The organism is uncultured Bradyrhizobium sp., from assembly GCF_964252615.1.
In the GTDB taxonomy this organism is placed as follows: Bacteria; Pseudomonadota; Alphaproteobacteria; order Rhizobiales; family Xanthobacteraceae; genus Bradyrhizobium.
The window spans coordinates 170,743-193,541 of sequence record NZ_CAXUNQ010000002.1; the positions used below are offsets into that span (position 1 = coordinate 170,743).

16 protein-coding genes are annotated in these 22,799 nt (G+C 63.6%); 11 read left to right on the forward strand and 5 right to left on the reverse strand.

The window, feature by feature from the left end; translation table 11 throughout:
- Window positions 1-185: 185 nt before the first annotated feature.
- Genes ACFE72_RS02080 through ACFE72_RS02095 form a run of 4 tightly spaced genes read left to right on the forward strand, consistent with a single transcriptional unit; the run spans window position 186 to window position 4,090 of the window.
- Window positions 186-1,133: an ABC transporter permease gene (locus ACFE72_RS02080; RefSeq protein WP_375411377.1), complete on the forward strand. Its 948-nt coding sequence runs from the start codon at window positions 186-188 to the stop codon at window positions 1,131-1,133.
- Complete coding sequence (locus tag ACFE72_RS02085) at window positions 1,130-2,023, forward strand: ABC transporter permease (RefSeq protein WP_375411378.1); 894 nt, start codon at window positions 1,130-1,132, stop codon at window positions 2,021-2,023. The genes ACFE72_RS02080 and ACFE72_RS02085 overlap by 4 nt, the downstream gene beginning before the upstream one ends.
- Window positions 2,023-3,096, forward strand: coding sequence for an ABC transporter ATP-binding protein (locus ACFE72_RS02090; RefSeq protein WP_375411379.1), 1,074 nt, complete (start codon window positions 2,023-2,025; stop codon window positions 3,094-3,096). Before ACFE72_RS02085 ends, ACFE72_RS02090 begins: the two co-directional genes overlap by 1 nt.
- Before the next feature lie 31 nt (window positions 3,097-3,127).
- Window positions 3,128-4,090: an ABC transporter ATP-binding protein gene (locus tag ACFE72_RS02095; RefSeq protein WP_375411484.1), complete on the forward strand. Its 963-nt coding sequence runs from the start codon at window positions 3,128-3,130 to the stop codon at window positions 4,088-4,090.
- A 231-nt stretch (window positions 4,091-4,321) separates the two neighbouring features.
- On the opposite strand, the gene ACFE72_RS02100 is transcribed toward ACFE72_RS02095, so the two are convergent.
- Window positions 4,322-4,966, reverse strand: coding sequence for a hypothetical protein (locus ACFE72_RS02100; RefSeq protein ID WP_375411380.1), 645 nt, complete (start codon window positions 4,964-4,966; stop codon window positions 4,322-4,324).
- A gap of 348 nt (window positions 4,967-5,314) precedes the next feature.
- On the opposite strand from ACFE72_RS02100, the gene ACFE72_RS02105 reads away from it, so the two are divergent.
- The 7 genes from ACFE72_RS02105 (at window position 5,315) to ACFE72_RS02135 (ending at window position 14,121) form a co-directional block, all read left to right on the forward strand.
- A complete protein-coding gene (locus ACFE72_RS02105) occupies window positions 5,315-6,382 on the forward strand; it encodes an isocitrate/isopropylmalate dehydrogenase family protein (RefSeq protein ID WP_375411381.1) in 1,068 nt (355 codons plus the stop codon).
- A gap of 57 nt (window positions 6,383-6,439) precedes the next feature.
- On the forward strand, window positions 6,440-7,507 hold the full coding sequence (locus tag ACFE72_RS02110) for an ABC transporter substrate-binding protein (protein WP_375411382.1): 1,068 nt from the start codon (window positions 6,440-6,442) through the stop codon (window positions 7,505-7,507).
- Window positions 7,508-7,510: 3 nt separating this feature from the next.
- On the forward strand, window positions 7,511-9,202 hold the full coding sequence (locus ACFE72_RS02115; protein WP_375411383.1) for an ABC transporter permease: 1,692 nt from the start codon (window positions 7,511-7,513) through the stop codon (window positions 9,200-9,202).
- Between the two features lie 56 nt (window positions 9,203-9,258).
- Complete coding sequence (locus ACFE72_RS02120) at window positions 9,259-10,314, forward strand: ABC transporter ATP-binding protein (protein WP_375411485.1); 1,056 nt, start codon at window positions 9,259-9,261, stop codon at window positions 10,312-10,314.
- Between the two features lie 102 nt (window positions 10,315-10,416).
- Window positions 10,417-11,973 (forward strand): AMP-binding protein, encoded by a 1,557-nt coding sequence (locus tag ACFE72_RS02125; protein WP_375411384.1) that lies wholly within the window; start codon window positions 10,417-10,419, stop codon window positions 11,971-11,973.
- Window positions 11,974-12,010: 37 nt separating this feature from the next.
- Window positions 12,011-13,009, forward strand: coding sequence for an NAD(P)H-dependent flavin oxidoreductase (locus ACFE72_RS02130; RefSeq protein WP_375411385.1), 999 nt, complete (start codon window positions 12,011-12,013; stop codon window positions 13,007-13,009).
- Window positions 13,010-13,095: 86 nt separating this feature from the next.
- Window positions 13,096-14,121 carry a L,D-transpeptidase family protein gene (locus ACFE72_RS02135; RefSeq protein WP_375411386.1) on the forward strand — a complete coding sequence of 342 codons (1,026 nt, stop codon included), beginning with the start codon at window positions 13,096-13,098 and terminating at the stop codon, window positions 14,119-14,121.
- A gap of 40 nt (window positions 14,122-14,161) precedes the next feature.
- On the opposite strand, the gene ACFE72_RS02140 is transcribed toward ACFE72_RS02135, so the two are convergent.
- From ACFE72_RS02140 to ACFE72_RS02155, 4 genes are read right to left on the reverse strand one after another with little or no spacing between them, the layout of a single operon-like run.
- A complete protein-coding gene (locus ACFE72_RS02140; RefSeq protein ID WP_375411387.1) occupies window positions 14,162-14,461 on the reverse strand; it encodes a hypothetical protein in 300 nt (99 codons plus the stop codon).
- Window positions 14,462-14,486: 25 nt separating this feature from the next.
- Window positions 14,487-17,831 (reverse strand): DUF6519 domain-containing protein, encoded by a 3,345-nt coding sequence (locus ACFE72_RS02145; RefSeq protein ID WP_375411388.1) that lies wholly within the window; start codon window positions 17,829-17,831, stop codon window positions 14,487-14,489.
- Between the two features lie 29 nt (window positions 17,832-17,860).
- Window positions 17,861-20,032 carry a hypothetical protein gene (locus ACFE72_RS02150; protein WP_375411389.1) on the reverse strand — a complete coding sequence of 724 codons (2,172 nt, stop codon included), beginning with the start codon at window positions 20,030-20,032 and terminating at the stop codon, window positions 17,861-17,863.
- A complete protein-coding gene (locus tag ACFE72_RS02155) occupies window positions 20,029-22,797 on the reverse strand; it encodes a putative baseplate assembly protein (RefSeq protein ID WP_375411390.1) in 2,769 nt (922 codons plus the stop codon). The genes ACFE72_RS02150 and ACFE72_RS02155 overlap by 4 nt, the downstream gene beginning before the upstream one ends.
- Window positions 22,798-22,799: the final 2 nt, after the last annotated feature.

Here is a 22,799-nt window from a genome sequence, read left to right on the forward strand (position 1 = left end):
GATGGTTTCAGCTATACATGCCGCCGTCGTGCCTGCATGATGGCTTTACCGTTGAGCTCGTCATGCCCGGCCTTGTGCCGGGCATCCACGTCTTGGCGGTCTCTCAGCCAGAAAGACGTGGATGGCCGGGACAAGCCCGACCATGACGGCGGAGCTGGTTCGGCCGGCAGCAGGAGAACGCCGTGATGGGCGGTTATCTGCTGCGCCGGCTCATGCTGATGGTGCTGACGCTGTTCGGCATGTCGGTGCTGATCTTCATCGCACTCCGTCTCGTTCCCGGCAACATCGCCGATATCCTGGTGGATTCCGCGGGCATCGTCGATGGCGCGCAGAAACTCAAGATCGAACATGAACTAGGCCTCGATCGTTCGCTGCTGTTTCAGTACTGGCAGTGGATCAGCGGCCTCGCCCACGGCGATTTCGGCTACGCCTATATCTCGGAACGTCCGGCGGTCGAGGAGATCGCGCCGCGCCTTCCGGTCACCGCCAAGCTTGCCGCGCTGGCGTTGCTGTTCGCGGTCGCGATCGGGGTTCCGCTCGGCGTCGTCAGCGCGGTCAAGCGCAATACGCCGCTGGACTATTGCCTGCGGGTGCTGAGCCTGAGCGGCCTGTCGCTGCCGTCGTTCTGGCTCGGCCTTCTCGTGCTGCTGCTGTTTGTCCAGGTGTTCGGCTGGATACCGATTTACAACAAGCCGGCGGACAGCGTCTGGAAGGAACTCGGGCTGCTCTGCGTCCCGGCGCTGGTGGTCGGCTTTCGCAGCTCGGCGCTGATGATGCGGCTGACGCGGTCGTCGATGCTGGAAGTGCTGCGCCAGGACTACATCCGCACCGCGCGTTCGAAGGGCGCATCGGAGCCTGCGGTCAACTACGATCACGCACTGCGTAACGCCATGCTGCCGGTAATCACCATCATCGGCATCGAGGCGGCGTTTTTGATCGGCGGCCTGATCGTGACCGAGACGGTGTTCAACATCCCCGGCGTCGCCCGTTTCCTGGTGGAGGCGGTACGTTCGCGCGATTACCCGATCGTGCAGAACCTGGTAATGTTCATCGCCGTCATCGTCGTCTGCATCAATTTCCTGGTCGACATCGCCTATACGCTGTTCGATCCGCGCATCCGGTACGCATCATGACGGTGCTGGAACACGGTGCCGAGCTTGCCAAGGCAGGCGCCAATATCTCCAATCGCCGGCAGGCCGCCCGGTTTCTCGCGCGTCATTATCCGCTGGGTGCGGCCGGTGCCGCGATCCTCATCGTCTTCGTGTTGACGGCGATCTTCGCCGGCGCCATCAGCCCGTTCGATCCGACATCGACGGATCGCGGCGCCTCGCTGGCGCTGCCGGGTGCGGTGCATTGGCTCGGCGCCGATTTCATGGGCCGCGACATCTTCAGCCGGATTGTGGGCGGCTCGCGGATTTCGCTGGCCGTGGGCCTCGGCTCGACCCTGCTCGGCTGCCTGGTCGGCGTGCCGGTCGGCCTGCTGTCGGGCTATTTCGGTGGCTGGCTCGACCTGATCGTGCAGCGCCTGATCGACATGATGCAATCGCTGCCGCTGCTGGTGACCGCGCTGGTGATGGCGGCGGCGCTCGGCCCGTCATTGCGTAATACCATCATCGCCATCGCGATTCCGCTGGTGCCCAGTATTTCGCGCATCGTGAGGTCCAATACGCTGGCCTTGAAGGAAATGCCGTTCGTCGAGGCCGCGCGCGCCATCGGCTTGAGCGAAACCTGGATCGCGATCTGGCATGTGCTGCCCAACACGTTGGCACCGCTGATCGTGCTGGTGACCGCGCAGTTCGGCTCGGCCATCCTGGTCGAAGCGTCGCTGTCCTTCCTGGGCCTCGGCGTGCCCGAGCCTTATCCGTCATGGGGACGGATGTTGTCGGAATCGGCGGCGGAATATATGCGCGCGGCGCCCTGGCTGGTGATCTTTCCGGGCCTGGCCATCAGCCTCGTGGTGTTCGGCGCCAACCTGCTCGGCGACGCGTTGCGCGACATGCTCGATCCCCGGCTGCGAAGCTGATGCAGTCGCAGCCGGACCAACGAATAGGGGTGCGCGCTGCCGGCGAGGCTTTGCATATCGCGAACGCCCAACCCGTTCTCGAGGTGAACGCGCTAAAAACGGTGTTCTTCACGCGCTCGGGTGCCGTCAAGGCCGTCGACGATGTCTCGTTCTCGCTGACGCGCGGCGAGACGCTGGCAATCGTCGGCGAGTCCGGGTGCGGCAAGAGCGTTACCGCGCTCTCGCTGATGCGACTGATCCCCGATCCGCCCGGCCGCATCGTCGGCGGCTCGGTCCGCCTCGACGGCGTCGACATTCTCGGCCTAGACGACGACCAACTGCGCGCCACCCGCGGCCGCGACATCTCGATGATCTTCCAGGAGCCGATGACCTCGCTCAATCCGGTGATGACCATCGGCCGCCAGATCGGCGAAGTCCTCAAACTGCACCGCACCCTTACAAAAACCGAATTGCAGACCCAGGTGGTCGAGTTGCTGACGCTGGTGCGGATACCGGAGGCGGCCCAGCGGGCCCGGCAATATCCGCATCAACTGTCCGGCGGCATGCGCCAGCGCGTCATGATCGCCATCGCCCTGGCCTGCACTCCGAAAGTCTTGATCGCCGATGAACCAACCACGGCGCTGGACGTCACCGTCCAGGCGCAGATCCTCGAGCTGATCGTCGATTTGCAGCGCAAGCTTGGCACCGCCATGATCCTGATCACCCACGATCTCGGGCTGGTGGCGCAGACCGCACGGCGCGTCATCGTGATGTATGCCGGCCGCAAGGTGGAGGAAGCCGCGGTCGGTGCGCTGTTCGCGGCTCCCCGGCATCAATATACAAGAGGCCTGCTGGCGTCGCTGCCTCGGCTCGGGCTGCTGCGCGGCGAGGCCGCCGCAACCAGCCGCTTGCAGGAGATCCCCGGCATGGTTCCGCCGCTGACGAACCTTCCGGCCGGATGCGCCTTTGCGCCGCGCTGTCCGCGCGCCGACGCTCGCTGCCGCAGCGAGGATCCGCCTTATGAAGAAAAGATCGCCGGTCATTGGGCCGCGTGCTGGCATCCGGGCTCCCCTGATGGAGGCAGCCGTGATTGACGCCGCCGCCGACACCGGGGCCGCACATGCAATCACCAAACCGGTGCTCGTCGTCGACGAGCTGAAGAAACATTTTGCGGTGCGGCGCGGATTTCTCGGGCCGCCGGACCAGGTGCTGGCGGTCGATGGCGTCAGTTTCGCGATTTGCGAAGGCGAGACGCTTGGTCTCGTCGGCGAGTCCGGGTGCGGCAAATCCACCGTCGGCCGCGCCATCCTGCGCCTGATCGAGCCCACCAGCGGCTCCATCCGCGTCGCCGGACAAGATATCACGCGCTTGAGCAACCGCGCGATGCGCCCGTTCCGCCGCGAATTGCAGATCATCTTCCAGGATCCGTTTTCCTCGCTCAACCCGCGCATGACCGCCGGCGACATCGTCGGCGAACCGCTACATGCCCATCATCTGGCGAGCGGCAAGGCATTGCGGGAACGGGTCGCGCAATTGTTCGACCGGGTAGGGCTCTCACGCGCGCAGATGAAAAATTATCCGCACCAGTTTTCCGGCGGCCAGCGCCAGCGTATCGGCATCGCCCGCGCGCTGGCGCTCCATCCAAGGCTGATCGTGTGCGACGAGCCGGTGTCGGCGCTCGACGTTTCGATTCAGGCGCAGGTGATCAACCTGCTGATGGATCTGCAGCGGGATCTGAAGCTGTCTTATCTGTTCATTTCGCACAATCTCGCGGTGGTCGAGCACATCAGCCACCGCATCGCGGTGATGTATCTCGGGCGCATCGTCGAGATTGCCGCCAAGGAGACCATCTTCACCCGGCCGGGCCATCCCTATACCGAGGCGCTGCTGTCGGCCATTCCGGTGCCCGACCCGGCCATCCGGGATACGACACCGGCGCTGCAGGGCGACGTGCCGAGCCCGGTTCGTCCGCCCCCCGGCTGCCACTTCCATACGCGCTGCCCGATTGCGGTAGCGCGCTGCAAGGCCGAGACGCCGCCGCTGCGTGAGATCGCGCCGGGACAGCAGGTGGCGTGCCATTTGCGGTAATGGCCTTGGCTTCTCGCGCTCGTCACGCGCGGGCTTGACCCGCGTATCCATCACCTTTGGAAGACGCTTTTAGAGGATGGATTGCCGGGTCAAGACCGGTAATGACGATGAGATGTGTGCATCTAATAGGGTCAAGCCCGGCAATGACGGACCCGCTCGACGCACGTTCGCGCGGACAACGGCGCCGCGTTTCCGGATTCCGACGTGAATCCGTTTAAACTCGTAACCCGACTAGCGTTCCAGAAACTCGATTATTTTCTGACCACGGGGATGATTCCATTCGCCGATGTAGGAAGGCACCCATCCCGCCGAGATGCCGAAGGCCTCCATCTTCGCGCGCGTATAACAGAAGTGCCCATGCGAGTGGGACTGCGCCGGATTTCGCCATTCGGTCTCGCGTTGAGATTCAAAAAACGTAGCAAAGAACCGGCAGCCCGGCGCGGCGACCGCTTTCAGCCTGTTCAAGCATTCCAGGATGTCGCTCTCATTCAGATGGGAGAACAGGGATTGAGCAATCGCAAAGTCCGGACGAGCGTCGACCTTATCGAACTCGAAATGATCGGTAATAACGAAACGGGGGTGCTTAGCGCCAAATACATCAACCCCAAGTTCCGCAGCCACTCCATAGATGACCAGTTCTATGTGTTTGTCGATGCCGACGTATCGATCCTGATCAAGGTAGCGGATCAGCTTAGTGCCAGCCCTCAGCGAACCACATCCAATGTCGAAGAAGGTATGGTCTGGATGCAGGCCATTGGCCTTCAAGAATTCGAATTGAAGCGTGCTGATAGAGTCCCAATATTCGTCACTGCCGCCCACAAAATTCCTGTGACCCATTTCGTGGATCGCACGCCAGTCATCACCGGGTTGTGTCATCCTGCTTCTCCGCGCCTAGCGGTCCGAAACCTAGTCTCACGTCCCGATGGCGTAAAGTCCGGTCACAGTATCAGAGGCGGCATGTAGAAACGGCGCGATGCGCGGACTTGATCCCCGTGTTCGGGTTTAGACTTGATAGAAGGCGCATCGGTTCTCGAGCAGGCCCGAACTCCGGCCTTCCAGATCGGTGCCAGATGAGCTTAAACTCTATGCGAGGCTCAACCAGGCCATCACGGACTTGATCCTCATCTAACGCTTTTCACACGAGTCTTCAAACAGGATGGATTGCCGGGTCGAGATGTGTGAATCCAGCAGGGTCGAGCCCGGTAACGGCAAGAAAGGATCCTCGTGCGTCTCATCGTTCTACCGGGTGACGGCATCGGACCGGAGATCACCGCCGCGACCTTGAGCGTGCTGCACGCCGCATCCACCAAGTTCGGCCTCGAGCTGGCCATCGAACAACATGAGGTAGGCCACGACAGCCTGCGCCAGTTCGGCACCACCGTGCGGCCGCAGCTTCTCGACATCGTTCGGGCGGCGGACGGGCTGATCCTTGGCCCGGCGGCGACGTTTGATTTCAGGGACGAGGGCAGAGGCGAGATCAACCCGTCGATGTTTTTCCGCAAGCATCTCGATTTGTTCGCCAACATCCGCCCCGCCAAAACCCATGCCGGCCTGCGCAACCGGTTCGGCGATTTCGACCTCGTGGTAGTACGGGAGAACACCGAAGGTTTTTATGCCGACCGCAACATGGCGCAGGGCGGTGGCGAGATGCTGGTCACGCCGGACGTTGCGATCTCGCTGCGCCGGATCACACGGCACTGCTGCGAGCGGATCGCGCATGCGGCCTGCAGGCAGGCCGTTCGCCGGCGCAAGCATCTCACCATCGTGCACAAGGCCAATGTGCTGAAGATCGGCGACGGCATGTTCCTCGGCATCTGCCGCGAGATCGCGCGCGATTACCCGGGCCTTGAAGTGGACGACATCCTCGTCGACGCCATGATGGCGCATGTGGTGCGGCAGCCGGACCGTTTCGACGTCATCGTCGCCACCAACATGTTCGGGGACATTCTTTCCGACCTGACGGCCGAATTGTCCGGAAGCCTCGGCCTCGGCGGTTCGCTCAATACAGGCAGCGATCATGCCATGGCGCAGGCTGCGCACGGTTCGGCGCCCGACATCGCCGGGCGCGATGTGGCGAATCCGGTTTCGCTGATTCTGTCGGCGGCGCTGCTGCTGGCCTGGTTTGGCGAGCGTATCGGCGACACGCGATACGAGGCGGCCGCACGTGCGGTCGAACATGCGGTGGCGACCGCGATGCAGGCCGGCCGCGGCACGCGCGACGTTGGCGGCACGCTCGGAACCTCGGCGATGGGAAAAACCATTGCGGACATTCTGATCTCGCAAACCCATTGACAGCGGGGAGGTGGTAACCCGACACTTACCCCACAAAAAAGCTGCAGGTGAGGACCAATGATCACATCGGCAACACGGCGCGTCTCCGGTTCAGCGTTTTCGCGCGCGCGCGGCGTCAGCAGGCGGACGCTGTTGGGATCGATGCTGGCAACGCCCTTCGTTGCACGGCAGGCATTCGCCGCCGAGATGCTGAATGCCTATTCGATCTGGCCGGAAAATTATGCCCGGCCGATGATGGAGGCGTTCGAGAAGACGTCCGGCATTCGCGTCAAATTCATCCGGTTTTCTTCCGGCGAGGCGCTGGCGCGGGTCACTGCCGAGAAAAACAATCCGCAGATCGACGTGCTGTTCGGCGGACCGGTCGAGACCTTTACCGCCGGCCAGGCACAGGGCATTTTCGAACCCTATGTTCCGCCCGGCGCCGCCGAACTGCCGCCGCGCTTCAGGGACAAGGGCGGCGCCTGGACCGCGGTCGCCGACGATCCGCTGGTGTTCATGACCAACACGCAGTTCCTGAGGCGGAATAATCTGCAGGCGCCGGCGTCATGGGACGACCTGCTCGATCCCGCCTACAAGAATATGCTGCAGATGGCCGATGCGCGTACCTCGGGCACCGCGGTCACACGCATCTTCTCGGTGCTCCAGGTGCACAACCGCAACGAGGAGGAGGCCTTTGCATATATGAAGAAGCTGCGACAGAACGTGCAGCTCTATACCAAGAGCGGCGGCGGCGGCACGCTCCCGGTCGGCCTGGGACAAGCCGGCGGCGGCATTTTTTTCATCGTTGACGCGCTGTTCACGCGGCAACAGGGCTATGACGTGCAGATTTCGTTTCCGAAGGAGGGCATCGGCTCCGCGGCGGAATGCATCGCGCTGATCAAGGGCGCGAAAAACCCGGACGCCGGCAAGAAGCTGATCGACTGGGCCACCAGTCCGGCGATGCAATCGCTGCTGGCGCCGAACAAGATCAATTTCATTCCGGCGCACCCCAAGGTCGAGACCGAGCCTGGCCTCGCCGCGGTATTGAAAAGCGCCAACATCATTGAGATCGATGATGCCTGGGCCGGCGCCAACCGGGCGCGCATCGTGCAGCGCTGGATCGCCGAAGTCCTGAACGCTACCTGACCGATGAGCGCACAGACCGCACGGGCGCAATGGCGCGGCGTGGGCGATCCGCTGCGTCTGTTGGTGGTCGTGGTGCTGTGGCTGCTGCTGGGCGTGTTTGTGCTCTATCCGTTGGCTGAATTGATTCGCCGCGCGTTGAGCGATGACGCTGGTTTTACCCTCGCGCCGCTGATTGCGGCGGTGCACAGCAAAAGCAGTCTTCGCGCCTTCGCCAACAGCTTGCTGCTCGCGACCCTGGTCGGAATCTGCGGCACGATTCTCGGTTTCCTGTTTGCTTTTACGGTGGAGCGGACGGCTGCGCCCAGATTCTGGGTCGGGCTGCTCGATATCGCGACGCTGCTGCCGCTGATTTCTCCGCCGTTTACGACCTCGATCGCATTTGTGTTTTCGTTCGGGCCGCGCGGTTTCATCACCCACGATCTGATGGGGCTGAACAACGCCGCGGTCTACGGCTTGGCGAGCACGCTGGCTGCCGAAACGCTTACTTATTTTCCGCTGGCTTACATGGCGTTGCGGCCGATGCTGGCCGGCATCGGCGGCGATCTTGAGGAGATGGCGTTCAGTCTCGGCAGTTCGCGCTGGCGGGTATTCCGCACCGTGACGCTGTCGTTGACGGTGCCGGGGCTCGCCAACGCGTTCCTGCTGCTGTTTGCAGCGTCGCTGGCCGATTTCGCAACGCCGCTGATTCTGGCCGGCAACGATTTCCCGGTGCTGCCGACCGAAGCCTTCCTGCAGATCACCGGGATGTTCGACCTCAAAGGCGGCGCGATGCTGTCGCTGCTGCTTCTGGCGCCGGCGGGGGTCGTGTATGTGGTGCAGCGCAAGGTGGTCGCGCGCCGCCGCTATGTGACCATGACAGGAAAAGGACGCGCCGGGGCGTCGCGAAGCAGCGTGGCACCATTGACCGGCATGGCGCTGACGGCGTCTTGCCTCGCCGTCGTGCTCTTTATTCTTTATCTCTACGCGCTGCTGCTGATGGCCTCCCTGGTGACGTCGTTCGGTGCCGATCACACGCTCACATTGGCGCATTATCGCGTGATCTTCACCGAAGGGCTGCCGGCCATCGGAGATACGCTGATCATTGCCTTGATCGGCATGCCGATCGGCGGACTCTATGGTGTCATCGTCGGATACCTGGTCGCCCGCACCCAATTCATCGGCCGCCAGGCAATTGAAATCGTCACCATGTTGAATTATGCGCTGCCCGGCACCATCGTCGGCATCGCCTATCTCCTTACCTTCAACGAGCCACCGTTCCTGCTGACCGGAACCGCCGCGATCATCATCGCGTGTTATGTGTTCCGCTATAGCCCTACCGGTATTCGCACCACCGTCGCATTGCTGCAGCAGATCGACCGCAGCATCGAGGAGGCGTCGTTCAGCCTGGGCGCAAACAGTTTCATGACCTTCCGCCGGGTCATGCTGCCGCTGATCATGCCGGCATTTTTTGCCGGCTTGAGCGTGGTGTTCATCCGCTCCATGACCGCGATCAGCGCCACCATCTTCTTGGTCTCCATCAACTGGACGCTGATCACGGTGCGCATCCTCGAAAACATGACGGAATTATCGCTCGGGCCCGCGGCGGCATTCTCGGTGTTTGTGATATCGGTTGTGATCATCGTCACCAGCGCCCTGAACTGGGCGTTGCGGCGGATGACCGCGCCGGGCCTGCGTCTTCCGGCCGTGGAGGGCTGAACTTGGTCGAGCGCAGCGAACCGGCCGGCATCCGTCTGCAAGGCATTTCCGCGACGATGCAGGATCGCAACCGCGGCGAAATCGTTGCGGTGCGCAACGTCGATCTCCAGGTGAGCCCCGGGGAGTTGCTGACGCTGCTCGGCCCATCCGGCTGCGGCAAGACCACGACATTGCGCATGATCGCCGGTTTTCAGGAGCCGAGTGGCGGCAGCATCCTTATTGCAGGCCGCGACGTCACCCGCGTGCCGGCCAATCAGCGCGATATCGGTTTTGTATTCCAGAACTATGCACTGTTTCCGCATCTGACGATATTCGGCAACGTCGCCTACGGTCTGCAGGTGCGGCAGTGGCCGGCAAGCGACATCCGGCGCGCGGTCGACGAGGTGCTCGAACTGGTCGGGCTCGCGGGTTTCGGCGAGCGGTTGCCGAACGAATTGTCGGGGGGACAGCAGCAGCGCGTGGCGCTGGCGCGGGCGATCGTGATCCGGCCCAGCGTGTTGTTGTTCGACGAGCCGCTGTCCAATCTGGACGCAAAATTGCGGGTATCGATGCGCGGCGAGATCAGGCGCCTGCAGCAGGCGCTGAAGATCACCACCGTCTACGTCACTCACGACCAGGAAGAGGCGATGGCGATTTCCGACCGCATCGCCGTGATGGAAGACGGCAGGATCGTTCAGCTTGACAGCGCGGAAGTGCTTTACCGGCGTCCCGTATCGGCTTTCGTCGCCGGCTTCATCGGGCGCGCAAACTTGCTGCGCGCCACGGTGCTAAGCGTGGCGAATGGCCGCGCCAGCCTCGACGTCGGCGGCGAACTATTGGTGATGCCGGCCGAAGGCGTGCCTGCGCCGGGCAGCCCTGTCCGTGTCGTCATACGTCCGGAGTCGCTTGCGATCGACCGATCCAGCGCGGGTCCGGCGGCGGTCGTCCGGAGCCGAACCTATCTCGGCGACAAGGTTGAATATGAGGTCATGTTCGGCGGCCAGATATTGCACATCGTGCGCTTCAATCCGGCCGAAGACGAAGCGGTTTCGCCGGGTACCACCGTTTCCATTGCTGTCGCCCCGACAAACATCGTCTTGTTGCCGCCGACAGCCAGATTTAAGCAGGGCTGAACCTCGCGGTTTGCGCCATCGTTTTGGACGAATTGACTCGAAAACCTGATTGGCTCCAAATGCCGCACCAAAAGCATCTGGAGGAAAGGGAGGCATCGCTTCATGTATCCGGGAGAACATGCAGTGCAGCGCGCCAGCCAGCCGGCCTTTATCATGGCTACCACCGGCGAGGCGATTTCGTACGCCGAACTCGATGCCCGCAGCAACCGGCTGGCGCATCTCCTGCGCGCACACGGCCTGGCGCGTCTCGATCACTATTCGATCTTCATGGAGAACAACAGCCACTACCTCGAGGCCTGCGCCGCGGGCGAGCGGGCCGGACTGTATTACACCTGCGTGAATTCTTATCTGATGGCCGATGAACTGGCGTTCATTCTGAACAACAGCCAGTCCAAGGCGCTGATCACTTCGACCGCCAACCACGCCGTCGCGGCGCGGGCGATCGGCCAATGCCCCGACGTCAAACTGCTGCTGATCGTCGATGGCGGCGCGGACCACGCGCCGTTCATCGATCTGGACCGCGCCGTCTCCGCATATCCGGCCACACCGATCTTGGATGAGTCGTTGGGAACGCCGATGCTTTACTCCTCCGGCACCACCGGCCGGCCCAAAGGCATCCTGCGGCCGTTGCCGGAAAATCCTCCCTCGCAGCCATTGCCTCTGTTCGATTTTCTCAACAGGCTTTGGCAATATCGCGAGGGCATGACCTATCTGTCCCCGGCGCCGTTGTATCACTCGGCGCCGCAGGCGGCGGTGTCGCTGGCCATCCGCAACGGCGCTACCGTCGTGATCATGGAGCACTTCGATCCGGAGCAGTATCTGCAGTTGATCGAGCGCTACAAGGTTACGCACAGCCAGCTTGTGCCGACCATGTTCAGCCGGCTGCTCAAGCTGCCCGACGCGGTCCGAAAGCGGTACGATCTGTCGTCGCTCGAGATCGCGATCCATGCCGCGGCGCCTTGCCCTGCTCAGGTCAAGGAACGGATGATCGAATGGTGGGGCCCGATCATCCATGAATATTACGGTGCGACCGAAGGCCTCGGCTTCACCGCCTGCAACAGCGAGCAGTGGCTTGCGCACCGCGGAACGGTCGGCAAGGTGCTGCTCGGCGACCTGCACATCCTGGACGGCGAGATGAAGCCATGCGCCAAGGGCGTGCCCGGCGAAATCTGGTTCAAGACCGCGACGCCGTTCGCATATTTCAACGACCCCGATCCGGACAAGACCGCCCGGTCGCGGTCGCCGGACGGCGCGATGAGCACGGTCGGTGACATCGGCTATGTCGACGATGACGGCTATCTGTATCTCACCGACCGTTCGTCCTTTATGATCATCTCCGGCGGCGTCAACATCTATCCGCAGGAATGCGAAAACCTGCTGGTCACCCACCCCAAGGTCGCGGACGCGGCGGTGTTCGGCGTGCCAAATTCCGATCTCGGCGAAGAGGTCAAGGCGGTCGTTCAACCGATGCCCGGCATCAACGCTTGCGACGAACTCGCCCAGGAACTCATCGGCTTCTGCCAAGAGCATCTGTCGCGCCAGAAATGCCCGCGATCGATCGACTTCGATCCTGCACTGCCGCGGCTGCCGACCGGCAAGCTTTACAAGCGAGGTTTGCGCGATCGTTACTGGGTCGACAGGACCAGCAGGATTGTTTGACACCGGGCAGCGGTTCATGACGTCAGGGGACAGTGCGATGAAGACAGCCATCACCGAAATGTTCGGCATCCGGCATCCGATCATACAAGGCGGCATGCATTATGTGGGGTTTGCCGAACTTGCTTCCGCGGTTTCGAATGCCGGGGGCCTCGGCATCATCACGGGCCTGACGCAGCGAACCCCCGAACTGCTGGCGAAGGAAATCGCCAGATGTCATGACATGACGGACAAGCCATTCGGCGTGAACCTGACGTTCCTGCCGGCATTTACCTCACCGCCCTATCCCGAATACATCGCGGCGATCCGGGAAGGCGGGATCAAGGTCGTGGAGACCGCCGGACGCAGCCCGGAGCAGTACATGCCGGCGCTGAAGAACGCCGGCATCAAGGTGATCCATAAATGCACCTCGGTGCGGCATTCGCTGAAGGCGGAAAAGATCGGGTGCGACGCCGTCAGCGTTGACGGCTTCGAGTGTGGCGGACATCCCGGCGAAGACGACGTGCCGAACATGATTCTGCTGCCGCGGGCCGCGGAAAAGCTCAAGATTCCGTTCGTAGCCTCGGGCGGCATGGCTGACGCACGCAGCCTGGTCGCGGCGTTGGCGATGGGCGCTTCGGGAATGAACATGGGCACGCGGTTTATCGCAACCAAGGAAGCCCCGGTGCATGACAACGTCAAGAAGGCGCTGGTTGCGGCCACCGAACTCGACACCAGGCTCATCATGCGCGCGCTTCGTAACACCGAGCGCGTCCTCGACAATTCCGCCGTGGAGCGGTTGCTCGACGTCGAGCGCGAAAAGGGGGCCGGGCTCAAGATCGAGGATATTCACGATGTGGTTGCCGGCGTCTATCCCAAGGTCATGATCGATGGCGATATGGACGCGGGCGCGTGGAGCTGCGGCATGGTGGCAGGCTTGATCCACGATATTCCCACCGTCAAGGAACTGATCGACCGGATCATGGCCGACGCAGAACGCCTGATCCGCGACCGGCTGCTCGGGTTTCTCGATCCCGCCGGGCGGGCTGCGGCGGGTTAGCCGCCGCGCCGCAGGAGGCGCTGAAATTTGCAGTAGCGCGGGAACCCGGCGATCCGCAAAGCCTTGTCATGAGAACACGCCGATCGATGGCGCAAGTTCGACGCAGAGGCATGCAGGCAATGATGATCCGCGGGTTACTCGGCTTGATATTGATGGCAGCGGTGCAGCACGCTGCATTCGGCGCCGAGCTAACACCGGAGCGGATCAACAGCGCCGACTTCGCGGGAAAACTGCCTGTCCAGGAGGACATCAGCCCGCTCGCCGTAAAGGTGCAGGTCCTGCTCGATCGGGCACGATTTTCGCCGGGGGAAATCGACGGCAGGTTCGGCGACAATGTTGCCAAAGCCCTGCAGGCGTTCACCGAAGCGAACAATCTTGCGTCGGGCAAGATATTGACGCCGGAAATATGGTCCAGGCTGCAGCAGGCCTCGGACGACGCCATCGTCGGCGACTACGTCGTTACAGAACAGGACATAAAAGGCCCCTATATCGAAAAACTTCCGCCTAAAATGGAGGATATGAAGTCGCTCGAGGCCTTGAGCTACACGGGACCGAAGGAAGCCCTGAGCGAACGCTTCCATATGAGCCAGGAGCTGCTCGCCGCTCTCAATCCCGGGCAGAAATTCGACCGCGCCGGCGCCAAGATCATCGTGGTTAATCTCCCGCACGATTCAGCGGCCAAAACGGCGCGCGTCGAGGTCGACAAGGCCCGTGAAACGGTGCGCGCCTTCGCAAAGGATGGAACGCTGATCGCGTTCTATCCGGCGAGCGTCGGGAGCGAGGAAAAGCCGACGCCATCGGGCACCCTGAAGGTGGTATCCATTCATCCCAATCCGACTTATCGCTACGATCCAAAATACAAATTCAAAGGCGTCGACTCGACAAAGCCCTTTGCGATCGCCGCCGGGCCGAACAATCCGGTCGGTGCAATGTGGATCGGACTGTCGCAGGCGAGCTACGGCATTCACGGCACCAGCGACCCGTCGCGGGTCAGCAAGAGCGAGTCGCATGGCTGCATCCGGATGACCAATTGGGATGTCATCCGGCTCGCGCAATCGCTGAAGAAGGGCGTCGCTGTCGCCTTTGTCGAAGGCAAACAGGCGGCGCGTTGATAATGCAAGCCGCAAACATGGCCTTTGCAGCCTGCGCGCTTCATTTATTGCCCTTGGCCTTCGCCGCGGTCTTCGGAGAATCGCCCGCGGCGGCGGGCGCGGCGCCTCGCGGCGGGGCAAGGGCCGCAAGCTCGTTGTTTAATTCCGCGATTGCGTTGTCGTAGCTCTGGATCTCGCGGTCCTTTTGTCCGGCAAGTTCAGCTACCCTCGCCTTGATGGCGTCGATGCGCGGTTGCTTGAGATCGGCCGGCGCGTGATCCTTCGCTTTTGTCGAGGTAAGCGATTGATGGGCTTTTTCCAGCCAACGCTGGTGCTCCTTTAGCATATCGTCAAGGTCCATCTCAAATTCCTCCGTGGTGGGCTGATCATGCAATCAGGTTGAAGCCGGTTTGCGGCGACGGGAACTGGGTATGCTGCACCACGTCGCCGGACGTGACGTTGCCGATGAACGGGCCCGGCATTCCGTTGAAGTTCACCGAGGCGAATACCGCCGCATTCCCGCTCGGACGAAGCGCCTTGATCTGATTGCCCATGACGGTTGCGACGCGGCCGAACAGCGAAACCGTCCCGGCGTGTTTCGCGGTCGCCGCGCCGGCCGCGTAGAACGGGTAGTGCAGGCAATAATTGTTGCTGAAAAATACCCGCTCGAAGCGCAATCGGTTGCCGGTCGGCTGCTCCTGGATCTCCACCAGCGCGGTCTTGCCCGGGCCTGTGAACTTGTTGCCGAGGATCTGGATCGGATAGCCGACCGGTCCGGTCGGACTTTCCCGCTGCTCCAGAAGGCAGGTCATCGTGAGCGCCCGGTCTTCATTGCTGGCCGGACGTCCGGCCGGATCGGTGTAGCCGATGGTGTTGTTCTCGATGCTCGCCTCCAATATCGACGTGCCGGCGATCCCAAACGCGAGCGGGGCGAGAACCCGGCCGTCGGGCGAGATGCCGGTGTCCATCACCTCGTTGTCCTCGATATGCAGTTCGCCCTGCATCTGGGTAGCCAGAATCCCGCTGCCGGCCGCGATGCGGAATCCGCACGAGGCAATGCGATTGCCGACGATGTCGCAACGGCCGGTGACGGCGGCGCACTGGATGCCGGCGGACGTCGTCGCCTCGATGCGGTTATGCGCGATGACCGGCGTGATTTCGCGGTTGATTGCGACGCCGATCCTGCTGTTCGCCAGCATGTTGCCGGTCACCTGATTTGACCCACCCGCCGAGCAGAGGATCGCGACGGTGCTGCCGCTGACCTGGTTGTTTTTCACCCGGCCGCCCTTGACGGTTCCGAGGGCTATTCCGGCGTTGATCGCGCCTTCCCCCAGCTTGACCACGTTGCTCTCGACGATGATGCCCGTGCTGCTTGTCACCACAATTCCGGCACGGCCTGCGTTGACGAGGTTGCCTGCCACCCTGATGTCGCTGGTCAAGGCAGCCCTGTCACCGATCTGGATGCCGATAAAGCCGTTGTCCGTTTTGTCCGCGCCGGGGACCGGAACGATCTGGTTGTCAAGGACGCCGATATTGTCGCCGGTAATACGGATTCCGGCGTGCGCCGTGCTGGTTCCCGGCAGTTGCAGCAGGTTTTGGGAAACGATGCTGGAATTCGCCGCGAGATCGATGCCGAACAGTCCTGCGCTTGCGACGGTGCTCGCCGGAGGCGCCGGCGCGCAGACCACCACATTGCCGGTCACCATCACGTCGCCGGCGCTGGGTTGCGGCGTTCCGGCGATCTGGCCGTTGACGACGATCTCCGAGGTGATGCCGCGCAGGGAATTTCCCGTAATACGGCCGGGGCCGGCGATCTGCATCAGCACGATGCCAAGCGTTGTTGTTTTCGCTGTGTCGGCCGAGAGGTCGATCACATTGTCCTCGAGATACAGCATTCGGGTCTGCAGGCCGCTTGCGAAAATCGCGGTTGTGGTCTGCTCGATCCGGCAACGCGCGATGCGGAATTCGTCCACTGTCGTCAACTGAATGCCGATGGCGGTTTGTCCCTGCTTGGATTTGGCGGCGCAATCCAGGATTGCGCTGCGCCGGACATTGGCGGCTGCAAGAACGGGTGCGGGCGTCGGCGGCGCGAACACGGCTTCCTGATTCTGTTCGAACGCGATCATCGAGATCTCGATCCCCTCAATGCCGTTGTCCTTGCCGTTCAGCGTCAGCACGGTGCCTTGCTGGCCGCGCACGATGGTGCCATGGCTTTCGCCGGCCAGCGTCACGTTGCTGCGTGCGATCACGATCCCGCGTTCGATGTGGTGAATGCCGGTCTTCAGGCACACGCATCCGCCGCCGTCCGGCAGCGCGTTGATGGCCGCCTGGATGTCGCCACCGGGCGACACCACCATGGTGCAGCAGCACTCCTCCTCGGTCTTCTTTGGCCGGCAGTCCTCGAGGCCGGATTGCGGCGTGTAGACCGCGAGCTTGGCGTAGTGATGGTGGATACCGCGCGGCGGCGCGGAATCGAGAATTTCCACCGATGCGTCGGCGGAGCGCGCCGCGAAGGTCCAGTAGTCGCCGACGTGGAAATTTCCGCCGCCCGGTCCCGCCGAAAAGGTAACGATAATGCCGTCCTCGATCCGCAACGACAACCCGCCGGCAGGAACTGGAATCGCGCCGGTGCCGGCCACGGCATCAAGGTCGACATGGGTGCTGCCGTCCTGGGCGACGATCTTGCCCTTCTGATCCCAGCGGCGGATGCGGGCGTTGCGCACCGGATCGAGATTGCCTTGTCCGTCGGGACCGAGATCGATCGCCATTTTCTGGTCGAGCGTGATCGTGCGCGTCGCGTCATCGACGCCGCCGCCGACCTTGATCTTGTGAAGTTCGCCGGCCTGTCCGTTCAGTTCGCGCGTATCGTCGGTGATCTCGATCCAGTCGCCGTCCGAAAATCGCAGCACGCCATCCTTGCCGACGCTGTCGACGACAAAGTTGAGCGAATCGATCACGCGCGTGACCCGCGCCTCGATTGAAGCATTGTCGCGCGACCATTTGAACGTCGCGGTACCCAGCGGGCCTGCGCTATGCACTTCGACGCGGTAGAGCTGGTTCTCCAGGCCTTTGTAGCCGCCCATCGGCGGAACCAGGCAGGGATCGGGATTGGCCACCGGCGCGGTCGCGGTCGTCAGCCGACCTGCGGACGGCTCGGTCGCGGCGACCCAGGCCGGAATTTGGTCGGGTGGCGTCGCGCAGGTAGTGCCGGCGCCGATCTTGTCGAGCCATTTGACCTGCCAGATCGTCTGCACGCGCGTGGTGGTGTCGACGCCGAGTGCGATCTCGACCAGCTTGGAATCCTCGAACTGGGTGACCTCGCGATTCCACACGTCGAGATAAACCAGATACGGGCCGCCGGTCTCGGGCGGCGCGACCGCACCCGGAAGGTGGGGTTGTTTGTCGAAGGCGATGGGATCGGCCCCAAAGCGTTCGGCAAGCCTGCCATCCCATTTCGGCAATCCGGTACCATGATTGTCGGCGAGCAGGCCGTCGACATACATGCGGCCACGGCCGATCAGCAGGCCCGGCAAGATCTTGAACGCATCGGGCGTTTCTCCCGATACCAGCACCGGACCACTCGCATCGAGGGTGCCGGCTTGCGCCCGGCGGTCGACAGCGGCGGTCTGGTCGTTCCAGTCGCGGTCGGTCAAGGGGCGGCCCTGCTGCAGCAACACGCCGCCGTAATTTTGCGACGGGTCGAAGGCAATCCGGCTGTAATCCCCGCTCATGTGTCACTCCCTCGCTCGACGGTCATGGCTCAACTCTCGTAGAAAATTCCCGCTTCCAGGCCGACCCGCAGATATTCCTTGAGCCTGACGCGCAGGTTGATTTCGCGTTGCGGCCGGTAAAGCCAATGCAGTGCGCCGGGTTCGCCTTCGTCGTCGGCGCCGCTCAGCAGCGCCGCGCCGGCGCTTCTCGCCAGCTGTCCGTAGCCAGCAAATCCATAGCGCAGCGACGTGAAGCGCGGTGTCGCCAGTTCGGGGCGGGGTGCGGCTTCCGGCAGGCAGCGATAGCGGCGCGGCACACGTGCGGCTTCCGGCAGGTAGCTGAAACGGACGCAGCCTTCCTGGCGGCGCGCGGCGAGCACCGGCGCCGTCCATCCGTCGCCAAGTTCGGTGCCGGCGAGCAGAATGGAGTTCGAAACCAGCGGCAGCGTCGTGGCGTGCAGCTTGCCGATCACGGTGCATGCATTGAGCGTCAGCGGCGCGCCGGCTCCGCCGCCGTCCGCCGCCGCATAGGCAACGCGCGTGGTCGCCGTCGCATCGACGATGCTGTCGGTCACGACGACGGTTGCGGTCGCATCGATACGCAGGCCCCCCATGATCGAGCGGTCGATGGTGATCGCAAGGTCCGCCACGTCGGCGGTCAGGCTTGCCGCGGCCGGCGATAGCGGCGTACAGTCGGGCGACAACAGCAGACCCGGCACCAGCGTGCAATGCGCAATGCGCAGGTCGCGCAACTGACTGCCGCCCGCCGCCCTTGCCTCCAGGCCGGCGCCTGCGATGAGCAGGCCGTCAAGTCTGATCTCGGAGCGCGCAGCACCGGCAAGCGTCATGGGTCCGCCGAGAAGCAGCGTCGGGCGATGATTGTTGGCGGCGCGCAGCTCGACCCGCTGGCCGGCATTGGCCTTCAGGCCCAGCGTTTCGTCGTAACGGCCGCTGTCGGTAATTTCGACCACGCCGGCGCCATTGAGCGCATTGAGGGCGGCCTGAATCGTCGGGTACTGGTCCGGCACCCGCAGCAGCCGCGGCGGCACCTCGGCGGTTTCGAAGGACGCCGCGCGCTCGTATTCGCCGCCTCCCATCGCCGCGCTGAAGCCGTAATGGAAATCGACGCGGATGTTGCGGCCGGCAAGGTCCGGCGCCAGTGCGATCCGGCCGAGCATTGGGTCGATCGTATAGGTCCCGGCCGGTGGAACATGCGCCCAGCCGCTGCCGCTGTCAGAAAGATTGCACGCGCGGACATTCGCCGGATCGACCGGCTTGAAGCTTCCCGTGGAGTCCTCATAGAGGCGCAGGCTTTTCGCGACGTTGTCGGCGCCCGTGTAGTAATCCGCAAGACGCGCGTCGAGTACGCGCCGCGAGATCGGCTCGGGCACATTGAGCGATGTCGCAAGGTCGGTGATCTCGTCCTCGGTGGCCGGATTGTTGCAGAGCGGCTGATCGATCCCCAGCGGATGGAAGCGCCAGCGCTGAGGATCGAGCGGCGCCGCCGGCGAACCGCTCAGCGGCCAAGCGTCAAGACGCCACAGGAACACGCCGACGTTGGGGATGTTGTGGCGCCCGCGCCCGATGCGGCGGACGTCGATGGTTCGCATCGCCGGATCGAACGCGGTGCCGAGCCGCTGCAGCGGCTCCCAACGCCGCAAGTCGGGGGCTGCGGAGCATTGCGGGCGGAGATGGTTCATGTACTGGGTGACGATCAGCCGCTGGAAAAACTCCACCGCGCTGGCGTTCCAGCCGGTAACGTCCCGCGCAACCTGCTCGATCACCGGCACGGTGCCCTTGCGGCGCCGATAGGCGATAGTGTGGCCGACCTCGGCGCGCGGACTCGCAATCGTTGCGATCCCGTGCAGGGCCTGGCTGCCGACCAGTTCGCCGATGTAGGGAACGACCCAGTCGGCGCAGGTTTCGATGAACTGGTCGTCGTAGAGTTGATCGAGGTCCTCCTGCAACACCGCAACCTGCTCGGCGAACACGGCGAGCAGGCTGGCGAGCGGGCCACCGAGCGCGCTCTGCCGCAGGCTGTCGAGGTATTCGGTTTCGCCGGCCGTGAGCGCAATATGCGCGGCTACCTTCGCCGTCAGGTCGGCGAGCACGGTGCGGTCGCCCGGATTCAGCAGCCCGGGTGTCACGACGGCGTGCGAGTGGTCGCGGAGGCGCAGGATCGCGGGAAGCAGTTCGAACATCCCGCGCGCGTCGAACTTCATGACATCACTCCGAAATCGAGCGGCCCCTTGTCGAGCGTGAGCAACTCGGCCGCCGAGACGTGGCCGGCCTTGATGTCAGGCAGCGCGGCGAGCAGCCGCGGCTGCGGCTCGGAGGGGGCGGGCCCAGTGTCCGTGCGGTAGAGTTGATCGATATCGGCGGCGGTGACGCCGGGAACGTTCTGGATCGTCGCGTAGACCTCGTCGATGGTCACCGGCTGGCCGAAGCCGCGCGCGTCGAACGAATAGGCGCTCCGCAGGGCGTCGGCTACGGCGGCATAGACCTTGTCGGCATCGGCATCCCCGTCAATCTTGATCTTCGCCTTCAGCCTGAAGGTCGTGACGCCAAGACCCTGCACCGAAAGCGGCAGCAGGCTATCGCCGTATCGGCGCAGCGCGCCGATCAGGGTTTTCATGGTGGCGCTGCCTTGCGGGATGGCGGCGCCACCTGGACCCGCCACGGTGAGATAGATTCCTCGGGCGCGCGCATCCTCGATCCATACGCCATGAGCCTTGGCTATTCCTGAGAAGGTCCGGGCTAAATCTACATAGTCCTGGATCGACACCGCCCGCTCCAGGGTCAGGACATGCAGCGGCGCGTTCCTGCGCGCATCGACCAGCGTCTCGGCATCCTGTCCTCCGGTCGGCGCGCTCGGATTGACGACGGTCTTGACGCCGAGCGGCCGGGTCAGCAGCATCGCGATCTGGCCGGCGCGCAGATTGCCGCTGAGGCCGATGCCCTTGCGGTAGGCGAGCCGCACGTTGTTGAGGCCGCTCGGCAGCCGTGCGCCCTGCCGCCCGTCGCCGAACTGGATCGTCGACTTGCCGTCATCATCCTGACGGATGGCGTAGACGCGCTCCAGCCGGTCGTGCCCGTAGAGCGACGGCACCTCCTGCCACAGCAGATCGTTGACGCGGACCTGCAAGGTTGCGGCGCGGCCGCTCGGACCGGCGGACGACACATAGGTCAAGGGCGCGTGCTTGAGCTGGAAGTTCTGGTTCACCGCGGCGGCATTGCCGCTGCCTGCAATCTCTCCGACCGATTCGCCGTGGGTTGCCGGCGCGACATTGGCGTTGAAGGTGGCCGTCGTGCGATCGTAGCAATGGGTCAGCGGCGTGCGCAATGTGATCGTGGTGCGGTCGCGGTCGCTTTTCAAGGCGAGCGCGCCATGCGCGATGGCGCCGACCTCGCTGACCACCGGGTCGTCCTTCAGGGCGGGCTGAAGCAGGATCCGCTCGACCGGCGCCTCGATGATGATGTCGGTGCCATCGTGATCGGCGACGTGCCAGAGGATTTCGCTCTTGAGCTTTGCCGGCGCGTCGAGGTCCTCGGGTGCAATCTGCTGCAGGGCCGGGGTAACGATGTCGGGCGGCGCCGTCATGACGAAGGATTCGCCCGGCTTGGCTTGTCGGTTGGGATCGGCGAATTTGACCCCCGTAGTATCGGCATCGACCGCGATGCGCTGGCGCTTGCCGCTGACGGCGATGAGTTGGTCCGCCGCTAGATGCGGCTGTAACCCGCCGAGCGCCACGGTGCTGCCATAGAGCGGATAGGTCAGCGGGCGTTCCACCAGCGTCAGCTGATCGCTTTGCGCCAGCACCTGGGTCTGCCGCAGGCCAAATTTGTCGAGTCCGATGGCGCCGTTGCTGCTGAGGCGGGTGATCTTTGCGCTGATCCCGAATTTGCTGCGTGCAAGCTCGGTCACTCCGTCGACGCGATAGAGCGCAACCAGCCAGGGATCGCTGCCGTTGTCGCCCGCGAGGGCGAACCAGCCATGGCGCACGATCTTGGGATAGCTGCTGTCCAGGTCGATCTGCTTGCCGCTGCTGTCGATCGTAAAGTTCAGCCACTCGGCGTCGGGCGGAGCGGCGCTGAACAGTTTTGCGTTATTGGCGTTGTAGATCAGGTTTCCGTCCGGCGCGTTGTGTCCGAACAGCGCTGCGCGCTGCCGGAATGCAAAGACCTTGATGCCCTGTTTGCCAGGATCGCTTGCATCCCACGCGGCCTTAAGCGGCTGCGCCAGCGTGACGTGGGTCAAGCCATGGGCGAGATCGACATTGACGGCCTCTATCCAGCACACGTCCCACAGCGCGCTGGCGACGTTCTTTTCGCGGTCGCTGCCGACGACGAGGATGGCGTCGCCAGCCGCAAGCTGCGGGCTGGTGCCGGCGATGTACAGCTCGCGCAGCCCGGCCTGGATCTTGATCGGTGCCGATTGCTGCGCAGCAATCGCGTTCCATTCCACCCGGGCGGGAACAGCGGCGATGGTCTCGTAGGTTTGCGGATCCTGGTTCGGATCGGGAATGCTCTGGGCCCGGGTCCCGACCGGGATGGTGACAGGCTGCGCCGCCAGCGACGGCCTGCCGGGCGCCGACTCCAGCGTGAAGGCGAGCGCGGTGCTCGCCGCGGCGCCCGGGGCCAGCCGATATCCGATCAGCCGCGCCAGCATCAGCAGAGAGCGCCGTTCGACTGCGGTGCCGAGATAGGATTCGGTGGCAATGCGCTCTTGATAGAAGCTTAGCACATCGGCGAGCACGGCGAAGGAGTCGCACAGCGCGACCGTGGCGTCGTCCGGTTCGCGCGTGGTGAGCGGCGTTAGCGCCGGATAATCAGTGCTCGACAGGCGCGCCAGCAAGGTCCGCCTGAAATCCGCGTAGCTGCCGACCCGATAGGCGATCGCCGGCAATCCGGCGCGGTTGGATTTTGCCGCCGGCGTGTCGGCTTCGGTGCCGGAGCAGCAGCCGCAGTCCGTGATGTCCGCGCTCATAC